This window comes from Pseudomonas sp. 05N36 (assembly GCF_056397385.1).
On the sequence record NZ_JBFTNH010000003.1, the window covers coordinates 59,228 to 71,691 of the forward strand.

10 protein-coding genes are annotated in these 12,464 nt (G+C 60.7%); 2 read left to right on the top strand and 8 right to left on the bottom strand.

Going from position 1 to position 12,464, the window contains the following annotated elements; translation table 11 throughout:
• Nucleotide 1: 1 nt before the first annotated feature.
• From AC1DIH_RS05185 to AC1DIH_RS05215, 7 genes are all read right to left on the bottom strand, one after another.
• Entirely contained in the window at nucleotides 2-793 is a 792-nt protein-coding gene (locus AC1DIH_RS05185; RefSeq protein ID WP_477770863.1) for an enoyl-CoA hydratase/isomerase family protein, read from the bottom strand.
• A 330-nt stretch (nucleotides 794-1,123) separates the two neighbouring features.
• Nucleotides 1,124-2,536, bottom strand: a complete 1,413-nt coding sequence (locus AC1DIH_RS05190) for an amino acid permease (protein WP_477770864.1) — start codon at nucleotides 2,534-2,536, stop codon at nucleotides 1,124-1,126.
• 222 nt (nucleotides 2,537-2,758) lie between these two features.
• Nucleotides 2,759-5,020: an ATP-binding protein gene (locus AC1DIH_RS05195; RefSeq protein ID WP_477770865.1), complete on the bottom strand. Its 2,262-nt coding sequence runs from the start codon at nucleotides 5,018-5,020 to the stop codon at nucleotides 2,759-2,761.
• Complete coding sequence (locus AC1DIH_RS05200; RefSeq protein WP_477770866.1) at nucleotides 5,017-5,790, bottom strand: substrate-binding periplasmic protein; 774 nt, start codon at nucleotides 5,788-5,790, stop codon at nucleotides 5,017-5,019. Before AC1DIH_RS05200 ends, AC1DIH_RS05195 begins: the two co-directional genes overlap by 4 nt.
• Before the next feature lie 5 nt (nucleotides 5,791-5,795).
• Complete coding sequence (locus AC1DIH_RS05205) at nucleotides 5,796-6,512, bottom strand: response regulator (protein WP_477770867.1); 717 nt, start codon at nucleotides 6,510-6,512, stop codon at nucleotides 5,796-5,798.
• Between the two features lie 92 nt (nucleotides 6,513-6,604).
• A complete protein-coding gene (locus AC1DIH_RS05210) occupies nucleotides 6,605-7,252 on the bottom strand; it encodes a TetR family transcriptional regulator C-terminal domain-containing protein (RefSeq protein WP_477770868.1) in 648 nt (215 codons plus the stop codon).
• A 103-nt stretch (nucleotides 7,253-7,355) separates the two neighbouring features.
• Nucleotides 7,356-8,405: an ABC transporter substrate-binding protein gene (locus AC1DIH_RS05215; protein WP_477770869.1), complete on the bottom strand. Its 1,050-nt coding sequence runs from the start codon at nucleotides 8,403-8,405 to the stop codon at nucleotides 7,356-7,358.
• Nucleotides 8,406-8,623: 218 nt separating this feature from the next.
• Here AC1DIH_RS05215 and AC1DIH_RS05220 point away from each other — a divergent pair, with 218 nt between their 5' ends.
• Together AC1DIH_RS05220 and AC1DIH_RS05225 are read left to right on the top strand one after the other, a co-directional pair.
• Entirely contained in the window at nucleotides 8,624-10,585 is a 1,962-nt protein-coding gene (locus AC1DIH_RS05220) for an oxidoreductase (RefSeq protein WP_477770870.1), read from the top strand.
• A gap of 207 nt (nucleotides 10,586-10,792) precedes the next feature.
• Nucleotides 10,793-11,392 carry a cupin domain-containing protein gene (locus tag AC1DIH_RS05225; protein WP_477771079.1) on the top strand — a complete coding sequence of 200 codons (600 nt, stop codon included), beginning with the start codon at nucleotides 10,793-10,795 and terminating at the stop codon, nucleotides 11,390-11,392.
• On the opposite strand, the gene AC1DIH_RS05230 is transcribed toward AC1DIH_RS05225, so the two are convergent.
• On the bottom strand, nucleotides 11,389-12,321 hold the full coding sequence (locus AC1DIH_RS05230; RefSeq protein WP_477770871.1) for a helix-turn-helix domain-containing protein: 933 nt from the start codon (nucleotides 12,319-12,321) through the stop codon (nucleotides 11,389-11,391). The genes AC1DIH_RS05225 and AC1DIH_RS05230 overlap by 4 nt on opposite strands.
• Between the last annotated feature and the right edge of the window lie 143 nt (nucleotides 12,322-12,464).

Sequence of the window (12,464 nt, forward strand, 5' to 3'; positions counted from 1 at the left end):
CCTACTTGCCGACAAACTGTGGCGGACGCTTTTCCATGGCCGCGCGCAGGGCTTCGGCACCGTCTTCGCTGCGACCGCAGAGCAAACCCGCCGCCAGTTCGGCGTGCAGTTGCTCTGGCAGGCTGCGCTGGGCGCCTTCGCGCATGAGTTTCTTGGTCTGGGCAAACGCAAAGGTCGGGCCATTGGCCAGGCGCGTGGCCAATTCACTGGCGGCGCCGAGCAGTTGTTCGTCGGCGCAAACTTCGCTGACCAGCCCCGCTGCCAAGGCGCGATCGGCGCCCCACAATTCGTCGAGGAACAGCAGGCGTTTGGCCTGTTCGGTGCCGATCAGCCGTGGCAGATGCCAGCTGGCACCGGCGTCCGGCGAATACGCCATGCTGGTGTAGCCGGCCTTGAACCGCGCCGATTGCCCGGCGATGCGCAGGTCACAGCACAGCGTCAGGTCCATCCCGGCGCCGACGGCAGTGCCGTTGATCGCTGCGATGGTCGGCTTGTCCAGGCTGTACAACCGGCTCATCAGCGCGTGGGCGGTTTCGGTCCAGCCGTAACTTTCCAGCGCACCACGGGCTTCGGCTTCGGCCCACTCGGCAAGGTCGGCACCGGCGCAGAAACTGCGGCCACTGCCGGTCAATACAACAACCCGAACGGCCGGGTCGGCATTGAAGCCATCGAGCAAGGCGTGAAGGTTTTTCAGGGTTGGAATGTCCAGCGCATTGCGCTGTGCAGTGCGATTGAGGGTGATCCAGGCAACGCCTGCTTCGACCTGACTGAGCAGAGAAGATTGAGTAGTCATGCGAGTCCTCGAATTATTGTGTTTGGCATGAGGTGATGCGACTTGAGGTCATACTAAACGAGTGTTCAGCAAGACGGCAATCTGCGAGGAAATTGGCTGTAACAGCCTTAAAAAATCTTTAAATAATTGTTTTTATTGAGTATTTATCTGCTTCTTCGCCGTACCGCAGCTACGCTGTTACAACTTTGAACAACTGGCTACAGGACACCGCAAACCACTGTGGGAGCGAGCCTGCTCGCGATAGCGGTCGATCAGTCAACAGAGATGTTGAATGTGACGCCGCTATCGCGAGCAGGCTCGCTCCCACAGGAAATGTGCTAAATCAAGGAATCAAACGGTCGGCAAGCTTGGTGCCAACACCGCCTGGCGTTTGCGGTGAATCAGGAAATACGCGCCGTAACACAGCGCCATGAACCCAAAGCCCCAATACAGTGAAGGGCGCTGGGTTTCATCCATGGCCAGGAACACAAACAGCGAGCAGCACAAGGCGATGCACAGGATTGGCAGCAGCGGGAACCACGGCGCACGGTATTTCAGGTCGCTGAGCTTGCCGCCATCGCGGATATAGGCGCGGCGGAACTTGTACTGCGCCAGTGCAATGACGATCCAGGTCACGGTACCGGACATCCCACTCACCGCCATCAGCACCATGAACAAGGTGTCGGCAGCGACGAAACTGGTCATCAGCGACACCAGCGCGAAGCACAAGGTGATGCTCAGCGCCCGCAATGGCACGCCGCGTTTGCTCAACGGCGACAGGCTCTTCGGCGCCATGCCGGTCTTCGACATCGCCCATAGAATCCGCGTCGAAGCGTACAGACCGGAGTTACCAACCGACAGAATTGCCGTGAGGATCACGAAGTTCATCAAATCGGCAGCGTAAGGAATACCAACCATGTCGAACACCTGCACGAACGGGCTTTCCATCAGCCCGGCCTGCTGCCACGGCACAATGGCCGACAGCACCACAATCGCCAGCACGTAGAAGATCAGCACGCGGAACACTACGTTACGCACGGCACGCGGAATGCTTTTTTCCGGCTGATCGGTTTCGCCGGCAGCCACGCCCATGATCTCGCAACCCTGGAAGGCGTAGACCACGGTCATCATCACCGCGAACACCGCGGGCAAGCCGTTGGGGAACAACGAGTCGCCGATCAGGTTGCTCATCATCGGCGCCGGCGCGCCGCTGGTCAGTGGAATCGCGCCGAAGATCACCAGGACGCCGACCACAATGAAACCGAGAATTGCCGCAACCTTGATCCCGGAGAACCAGTATTCCGCTTCACCGAAAGCGCGGGTCGCCAAGGCATTCAGCCCGAACAAGACGACCACGAACAGTGCCGACCAGTACCAGATCGGCACTGTCGGGAACCAGCGCACCATCAACATCCCGGCCGCGGTGAACTCCAGGCCGACAGTGGACGCCCAGCTCATCCAGTACACCCAGCCGATCATGAACCCGGTGGCCGGGCCGATGAACTTGGTGGCGTGGGTCTGGAACGAACCGGACACCGGCATCTGTACCGACAATTCACCGAGGCAGACCATCACCAGGTACATCAGGAAGCCGGCGACCAGGTAGGCCAGAATCGCCCCCACCGGACCGCCCTGGTTGATAGTCACGCCAGAGCCCATGAACAGCCCGGTGCCGATCACGCCACCCAGCGAGAGCATGAATATGTGTCGGCTTTTCAGGGCACGGGTCAGGTGTATGCCTTTACGTTCGATAGATTCGCTCATGTCGGCACCTCAGTAGTTGGCGAGGTGCGCGGCGGATGACAGGACGTCATGACGCTGGGAAGGATCAGCTTTACGGCAGTTCATTATTATTATCTCCAATAAGCTTAGAAGACCGCGCTGACGGCGGTTGCGTCGATTATTGGAAACCCGTGTAAGTTCGCGTTGAACGTACAGATCAAAGATGTAAAAAGTCGTAACATTCTTGTACGTCAGGCTTGTACGTCAGGCGTTCAACAGCTCGGCCAGCGTCTGTTGCGAACGCTGCAATTGCTCATGCACCTGCGGTGCCAACGCCCGCAACGCTGACTCATCGTTGACCAGCGCCGCCTCTTCCAACAAGCGCAGCACATTGGCCAGTGCGCGAAAGCCCAATGAGTCGCTGCTCCCGGCCAAGCGATGCGCCAGGTGGGCGACTTCGGTGCAATCGTCGGCCTCGACGGCCTCCGTTAACGCCTCTTGATGCTGAGTGATCGAATTGCGTAACACCGCGAGCAAGCCCTGAACCTTCTGTTCACCGAGCAAGGTCCGGTGAGTCTGTAACAGCGGCCAATCCATCGCCTCGTCATCGGGTTGCGGCTCGGGAATTGGCGACCGCCCTGCCAGCGCCTGCCGCAGGTTTTCGAGCTTCAAGGGTTTGGCGAGAATGCCGTCCATGCCGGCATCCAGATAGCCGCGCACTAGGACTGGTTGCACGCTGGCAGTCAGGGCGAAAATCCGGCTGTGACGGTTCGGGCCGGCGCTGCTGCGGATCAGTTTGCACAACTCGACGCCGCTGATACCCGGCAGGTGCACATCGAGCAGGATCAAATCGAAGGTCTGGCTCGCGCATTGCCTCAGCGCCTGTTTGGCCTCTTCGGCGAGCCAGACCTGATGCCCGTCGCGTTGCAGCAAGCCGCTGACCACGTCACGGTTCAGCGCCACGTCCTCGACCACCAGAACGTTCAGCATGTGACCTGCTGCGCTGCTCGATACCACATCGATCATGCCGGTGGCCGGTTGCAACGTCAGCTCGAACCAGAAACAGCTACCCTGCCCTATCTCGCTCTGAACACCGATCCGTCCGCCGAGTTGCTCCACCAAATGCTTGCTGATGGCCAGGCCGAGCCCGGTACCGCCAAAGCGTTGCGCAACATCTTCGCTGGCCTGAGTGAAACGTTCGAAAATCTTTGCCTGCATCGCCGGGACAATGCCGATGCCGTTGTCGGTCACGCTCAACTGCAGCCGTTGGCCGGTTTGCCCCGAATCTTGCGCCAGTAACGTCACCTCGACGCTGACCCTCCCGCCTTCGGTGAACTTGATCGCGTTGGCCAGCAGGTTGCTCAACACCTGACGCAAGAACTGCTCGGCACCGTAATGCCTGTCGGCGACCTGCGGATCGATCCGGCAGTGCAGTGTCGTGTCGTTGCTCAGCGCGCGCGGCTCAAGCAGCATCAGCACCTCGTCGAGCAAGTGCCGGACCGAGAAGTCGACCGGTTCCGGGTGGGTTTCGCCTTCTTCCAGCCGGGCGAAATACAGCACTTCGTTGAGAATCGTCAGCAACCCTTCGCCAGCCTTGTACAGCGCATCCAGACGTTTGCCGTCGCGCTCGCCAAGACTGGCACCGCGCAGCAACTCGGCCATGCCGAGGATGCCGTTGAGCGGCGTGCGCAGTTCGTGGCTCATGGTCGCCAGAAACCGCGACTTGGCGAGGTTGGCCGCTTCGGCTTCGTCCTTGGCGCGCATCAGGCTGGCCGTGCGGCGTTCGACCATTCTCAGCAGTTCATCGCGGTTATCCTGCAACGCCAAGCGATCGGTTTCGCGCCGATCAATGTCACTGAGGATCGCCCGGCGCATATCGTCCAGCGCATGGGCCACCGTGTCGATTTCGTCTTCGTTGGCGCTGCGGCTCTTGTCCAGATGCAAAGGCTCATGCCAGTCACCGGCAGCAATACGCCGGGCGAATCCGGCCATGACTTGCAGGTGCCGCGTGACCAATCGGTAAAACAACCCCGACAGCGCCACCGCCAATCCACAGAGAAATACACTCATCCACAACAGGCTGGTCAAGCCGGTAGCGAACAGCCGCTGATGTACCGCTCCCAAATCAGTACTGACCTCCAATTGCCCCAGATGCCGCACAGGACCTGTTGGCGGTTGGTAGTCCAGTTCAAAACGCTCGACGCGCAACGGTCCGATCGGCTCCTGGTTGCCTTGCAGCAGGTCGAAATCCGGGCCGGTCAGACGAACCCGGGCCACATCGGAGAAATCCACCAGGCCGCGCAGTTGCACATTCAACTGCTCCTGGTTCAGGTCCCAGAGGCTGCGTTCCAGGCTGGCCAGGTAACCGGCGCGAATCAGTTCCATGCGCGAGTCGATGTCACGCATCTCGCGGCGGTATTCGAAATACAGTTGCACGGTGCTCGCCAGTACGGTGAAGCACAGGCTGAACAACAGAATGAACAGCAGCAGGCGCCGCAACAGTCCACCGGGCCGTGCGCGGATCATTGCGTATCTGCCGGCAGGTTGATCATGTCGCGATAGGTCACCTCACTTTCGTTCAGCCAACGGTCGATGTCCCCGGCATCGACCATGCGCTTCAACTGCGCATCGATCTCCGGCATGCGGTTGGCCAGCAGGGAACGGCGCGATACCGCAACCCGCAGATAATCCACGCTCAAGGCATTCGGCAAGGCCACGATGTCTTGCGCCCCTGCCAGGTTTTCGACGTACAACTGCCCGGTGCGCCGTTCCGACGTGATGAAGTCGATGCGCCCGCGAATCAGCTTGCCGAAGTTCTGGCTGCTGTCGGACACCCATTCGATGTTCTGATGTTGGGCGACCAGGCGGTCGAAATCCACGCCATAACTTTCACCGAACAACAGCCCGCCACGGTAGTTGGCCAGGTCCTCCAGGCGTTCGAACTTCACCGGATGCTGACGATTGGTGAACAGTGCGACCTCTTCGCGCAACACCGGCACCGTCGAAAAAACCATGCTCTGCTCACGTTGTACGGTGCTGTAGGCCAGCACCACGTCGACCCGGCCTTCGGCAGCGTCCAGCAGGCAGCGTTTCCAGTTGCCCAACACGACGAGCTCGACTTCGTAGCCCAGTTGCCCGAACAGGTTTTTCACCACGCTGGGGGCCAGGCCGCGTACCTGTTTACCGTCGCTCCAGGAAATTGGCGGGTACACCGGATAATCGCAGTAGCGAACCTTCTCCGCCGCTATCGCGCTGTTGGCCACCAATGCCAACATCAGCCCAAACAGCCGCAACATACGGCTCAGGCCGCAACGCTGGCGGTGAACAGGTAACCGGCGCCGTGGATGGTGATGATCAATTGCGGCTCGGCCGGATCGTCGTTCAACTTGCGCCGCAAACGCCCGACCAGCACATCGATGGAACGATCGTTAGGCACCCACTCGCGGTTGCGGATCTGGTCCATCAACTGGTCACGGCTCAAGGTGTGGCCGCTGTTGCGCAGGAACACGCTGAGCAACTGGTACTCGCCATGGGTCAGCATGGTTTCGCTGCCGGCGTGGTCGATCAGCCGTCGGCGGTCGGTGTCCAGCGCCCAGGCGGCGAACTGCTTGACCGGCCGAGGGATCGCTGCAACCGGTTGCGGCGTCTGGGCATGACGAACCCTGCGCACCAGGTTTTTTGCCCGGGACACCAGCTCGCGTGGATTAAGGGGTTTGATCACATAGTCATCGGCGCCGCATTCAAGGCCGACGATACGGTCGATTTCATCGTTACGGCCGGTGATCAGAATGATCCCGACTTCCGAACGGACCCGCAGCTCCCGGGTGAGGGTCAGGCCGTCCTTGCCCGGCAGACGAATATCGAGCATCACCAGATCGACTGTCTGGCTCGCCAGAAAGGTTTCGGCGAGTTCCGCCGTGGCGGCGCAATGCACCTCATAACCTTCCTGGGACAGGTAGGCATGCAGCAGTTCGCGAATCAGCGGATCGTCATCGACGATCAGTACCCGAGGAGCCATCGCTTGGAGTCCTGCGTATGCCCGAAGGCGTGTTTCTTATTAGAGTTTTTTCCTGCACCCGCGCCAGAGAGTATCCATTGCTGAACAGGCGATCAACAGTCAGTCGTCCGCAAGCAAAAACGCTGGCGCCCACCGGCCTGTAAACCGTCGACCCAGGCTTCGCAAATCTGCATGCCCTGCTCCGGGGTAAAGGTCCCGGGGTTGAGTCCCGACTCCAGCCACAAGCCATCGAGCAAGGCGCTGAGGCTGATGGCGGCCAGGTCGGCGTCGAAGTGTTCCCAGCCCTCCTCCTGCGCCAATTCCGTCAGCACCTTGCGCAATATGCCGCGGTACTCGCCATAGGAATGATCGTGCGCCTGGTTGATCGCCTCCGCGGTCTTGACTGCCCCCCAGAACGCCAGCCAGGCGTCCAGCAGTTGCGGGTCCAATATCTCGGCGGAAAACGAGCCGCGGAAGAACGCCGACAAACGCTCGCGGGCATTCGGTGCCGCCTGTTCCATGGCCTCGCGCAGCAGGCTCATGACCCGCCCGGTGATCGACATATAGGCCTCGGCCACCAGTTCGTCCTTGCCCGAATAGTGATGGCTGATCAGCCCGACCGAAACCCCGGCCTCGGCGGAAATCTTGCGGATCGATGCGCCCTGGAAGCCATGGCGCTTGAGGCACACCAGTGTTGCCTCGATCAGGTTGGCCTTGCGCAACTCCGGCTCCATGCGGGAAAAACGGGCTTCCTGACTCATGCGCGACACTCTCCGTGGATCAATCGTTAGGGACCGCGGCCAGGAAGACCGCGGGCTAAACGACTGTACAGCAAGAGCGTGGCAAGTCTCCAGCCCGTGGCAATTACTTGCTGGCCCAGGCGTTGAAGCGCTCTTCAAGCTCCTCGCCGTGGTCGACCCAGAACGCCACGTTCATCGACAGTGCACCCTTGAGGTTTTGCGGCGCAGTCGGCACCCATTGCGCCAGTTTGCTGTCCAGTCGTGCGGCGGCCTGGGTATTGGTCGGGCCGTAGGGAATCTGCTCGACGTACTTGACCTGGGCATCCGGCTGATTGGCGAAGGCGATAAAACGCTTGGCCTGATCGACGTGTCTGGAACCCTTGATGATCGCCCAGTAGTCCATGCCGTACAGGCTGCCCGGCCAGACCAGCCCGAGGTGACTGCCGCTTTGTGCGGCAGCAGCCACGCGCCCGCTGTAGGTCGAGGTCATCACCACGTCGCCGGCGGTCAGCCATTGCGCCGGTTGCGCGCCGGCTTCCCACCACTGGATATGCGGCTTGAGTTCGGTGAGTTTGGCGAACGCCCGGTCCACGCCTTGCGGGGTGCTCAGCACCTTGTACACGTCCTCGACTTTCACCCCGTCTGCCAGCAAAGCGAACTCCAGGTTGTACACCGCACGTTTGCGCAGCCCGCGTTTGCCGGGAAATTTCTGCACATCCCAGAAGTCGGCCCATGAGGTCGGGGCCTGCGCCAGCTTCCGGGTGTCGTAGGCAATCGCCACGCTCCACACCAGCGCCGCGGAACCGCATTCCTGCGCAGCCTCGGGGATCAACTGCTCGGCGCGTCCCAGAGCTTTCCAGTCCAGGCGTTCGTACATGCCTTCGTCGCAGCCGCGCATCAGGTCCGGGCCTTCAATCTGCACCACGTCCCAATCGACGTTGCCGGTGTCGACCATCACTTTGATCCGGGCCATTTCGCCGTTGTATTCGCTCTGGATCAGTGTGCTCCGATCCGCCGTGCTGAAGGGTTTGAAGAACGCCACATCCTGGGCTTTTTGTCCGGCTCCGCCGTAACCTACCACCACCATCTCCGGTGCTGCCTGAGCGTTGCCAAGGCCGACGGCCAGGGTCAACAACAAGGGATAAAAACCGTGCTTGAGCGTGTTCGATTTCATCAGTGGTTCCTCGTGCTGGTGTCACTCAGGCAAACGCCGGCGTGACCCATTTTTTATTGTGGTGAGGTTCGCCCCAGGAGTGGGCGCCAAAACAAGCTACTGCAAGCGCAAGAAAAAAAACAAGTTGATTTTTTACTGGTGGTAAATTTCTATAGGGCAATAATAACAACGCCGAAAACCCGGCCTTTCGGCTTCAGCCCGCCTGGAGTACCCGTACCATGCCGACCTCGACCCCAGCTTTTGCGCATCTGTTCGAACCCTTGCAGATTCGTGGCAAACGCCTGAAAAACCGCATCATGTCCAGCGGGCATGACACCTCGATGCCCACCGACAACCGGGTCAACGAACAACTGATCGCCTACCACAAGGCGCGCGCCGAAGGCGGTGTCGGGTTGATCGTGTTGCAAGTGGCCGGTGTGCATGACAGTGCGCGCTACACCTCGCATGTGCTGATGGCGACCGACGACGCCTGTATCGAGGGCTATCGGAAGCTCGCGCAAAGCTGCCACGCCCACGGCACCGTGGTGCTCTCGCAGATTTTCCATCCGGGACGCGAGATCATGGAGTCCAGCGATGGCCTGCTGGCGGTCGCCTATTCGCCTTCGGCTGTGCCCAACGAGCGTTTTCGGGTGATGCCGCGCGCGCTTGATCAGGCGATGATCGACGAGATCGTCGCCGGTTATGGTGCTGCTGCAAGGCGCCTGTATCAGGCCGGGCTCGACGGCGTCGAAGTAGTCGCCAGCCATGGCTACCTGCCGGCGCAATTCATCAACCCACGGCTCAACCGTCGCACCGACGACTACAACGGTGACCTGCAACAGCGTCTGCGCTTTTTGCGTGAAGTGATCGCCGCCGTGCGTGCCAACACCGATGAGCAGTTCATCATCGGCTTGCGCATTTCCGCCGATGAGCGCGACCCCGAGGGGCTCACCGAAGACGAGTCGTTGCAAGCCGTCCAATCGCTGCAAACGCAGCTGGATTATGTGCACATCGTCGCCGGCACCTCGGCGTCGTTGGGTGGCGCGGTGCACATCGTGCCGCCGATGGCGATCGAAGCCGCTTACCTGGCCAAGGAAGCCGGAACCTTCAAGGCCGGCCTGAGCATTCCGTTGTTCGTCACCGGGCGCATTAACCAGCCACAGGAAGCCGAACTGATTCTGGCGCGTGGCCAGGCCGATGTGTGCGGCATGACCCGAGCACTCATTTGCGACCCGCAAATGCCCAACAAGACCGACACCGGGCGCGCCGAAGATGTGCGGGCCTGCATCGCCTGCAATCAGGCATGCATCGGGCATTTCCACAAAGGTCTGCCGATTTCCTGTATCCAGCACCCGGAAACCGGTCGCGAGCTGCTGTTCGGCCAGCGACAACCGACCACCCAGCGCAAACGCATCATGATTGCCGGCGGTGGTCCGGCCGGGATGAAAGCCGCGGCGGTGGCTGCGCAACGCGGGCATGAGGTGACGCTCTACGAGGCCCGCTCACAACTCGGCGGGCAAGTGCTGCTGGCGCAACTGTTGCCACGGCGCAGCGAGTTCGGCGGTGCCAGCACCAACCTCCAGCGCGAGATGGAACTGGCCGGGGTGCGCGTGGTGCGCAATACCCGGGTCGACCGCGCCTTGGTGGAGCGCGAACGGCCGGACATGGTGATCGTCGCCACCGGTGCCGAACCCTACTGGCCAGCGTTCGAACGTGGCGGTGAGTTGCAGGTGGTGGACGCCTGGCAGGTGCTGCGCGAGGAGGTGCAGATTGGCCGTTCAGTGGTGGTGGTCGACTGGCGCTGTGACTGGATCGGCCCCGGCATTGCCGAACGGCTGGTGCGCGCCGGGCATCAGGTGCAACTGGCGGTCAATGGCACCCACTGCGGGGAAAACCTGCCGCTGTACGTGCGCGATCAACTGGCCGGCGAACTGCATAAGCTGGGCATCCCGATCACGCCTTATGCGCGGCTTTACGGTTGCGACGACAACACCGTCTACTTGCAACACACCGCCAGCGGCGAACCGATGCTCTTCGAAAACGTCGATACGCTGGTGCTGTGTCAGGGCCATCAGCCGGTGGATACGCTGGGTTCAGAACTGCAAGGTCTGGTGGAGTTTCGGCGGATCGGCGACTGCCTGGCACCGCGCACCGCCGAAGAAGCGATTTATGAAGGCTTGAAAGTCGCCTGGGAGCTTTGAGGCTGTTTATACTCCGGGACTTTTACGTTGGGCCGTGAGTCAAGCACAGTTCATGTGGGAGCGAGCCTGCTCGCGATGACGGTGCATCAGTCAATGTTGATGTGACTGCCATGTCCTCATCGCGAGCAGGCTCGCTCCCACAATGGACTGCGCGCAACTGACTGGGCCCTTTACCGTTCGGAGCACGCCATGAGCAATAGCAGCAAGATGCCGCCTGCCAGCAGCGCGCCTTCGCCAGAAAGCAGCGCGGCAGAACCGCATTTTCTCGGCACGCGGATTCGCGGCCTGCGCAAACGTCGGGGCATGACCCTGGCGGAACTGGCGCACATGAGTGAGTTGACGGCAGGCTACATCAGCCAGCTCGAACGCAACCTCGCCTACCCGTCGATCCCTGCGCTGTTCAACATCGCCCGAAGCCTGGGCGTGACCATCCAGTGGTTCTTCGCCAGCGAAGCCAACACCGCGCCCGAAGACCACGGTTACGTGGTGCGCAAGAACAGCCGCATGAGCGTGCATTACGAAGACGGCATCGTCGACCAACTGCTGACCCCGCAACCCAACCGTCAGCTGGAAATGCTCCATTCACGCTTCCCGCCAGGCACCTACAGCCAGCACAGCTACAGCCACGAAGGCGAAGAAGCCGGTTATCTGCTGTCGGGCACTTTCGAGTTGTGGGTCGCAGAACGTCATTTCCAGCTCAACGAAGGCGACAGCTTCAGTTTTTCCAGCCAGGAACCCCACCGTTATGGCAACCCCGGCGACGTCGATGCGGTGGTGATCTGGGTGATCACCCCGCCTACATTCTAGCGACGCACGCGCCCATTCGACTGAGTGGCGCATGCACGCTTCAAGGTGTCACTCGGCAATTCCTTGAACAGCGCCCGGTAGCTGCTGGAAAACCGCCCCAGGTGCCAGAACGACCAGTTCATTGCCACTTCGGCCACCGTGGTGTCGGTCGCGGTGCGGTTGAGCAATTCGCGACGGGCGCTGTTGAGCCGGCGCAAACGCAGCCATTGCGTCGGTGCCATGCCGGTGTAGGTCTTGAACGCGTGTTGCAGCTGACGCAATGACACTTCGGCGACCTGGGAAAACTCGAGCAAATTGAGGTTCTCTTCYGGTGTATCCGCCGCCCATTCACCGATCCGTTTCATGATCGTTCGCTCCCCTGCCCGGCGCTGCAACGCGCCCTGGTCCAGGCACACGCAGGCGTTGTCGAGAATAAACAGGCAGTCGTCCAGCAGCTGTTGGGTCAGCGCGTCCTTGCTTGGCGGATCGATGGTCTGTGACAGACGCGTCAGGGTGCCGCTCAGCCAACGGCTGAACAATGCGTTCTGCTGCGAGTTGAGCGGCGCCATGAACAAGCCTTCCAGCCGCTCTACATTCAATCCATGGCGCTGAACGAATTCCGGGCCGAAGACCACGGCCACTTCCTGATAATTCTCTGGCGTGATCCAGATGTTGCGGCTTTCGCCGTTCAGCACATACAGCGCGTTGTCACTGCGATCGAAACAGAACGCCAGCGAGCCCGGTGGCGCACTGAAATTCTGCTCGACGCGGGTGTTCATGCACTCCTCGTAAATCTCCACGCCTTGCAGGTCCAGATAACGCACTTGCCCTGCGAAATGCCCGGGCGACATCTGCTGATAGTGCTGCACCCACCCAGGGGTCGCGCGGATCTGTTCGGCGACATCAGCGGTGTTGAAAGCCTGCACGTGCAAGGGGTTTGACTCTGTCATGGAATGACCTGTGCGCACTTTTTTGGTGCGTTTTGGTTCTGCTTAAAGTGGATAGATGGATCGAAACGCGTCGACCAAGATAGTCGTCAACGCGCTACAGGGGAAGTCTCTCGCCGCTTGTACGGAATGCAGAGACCGACTCT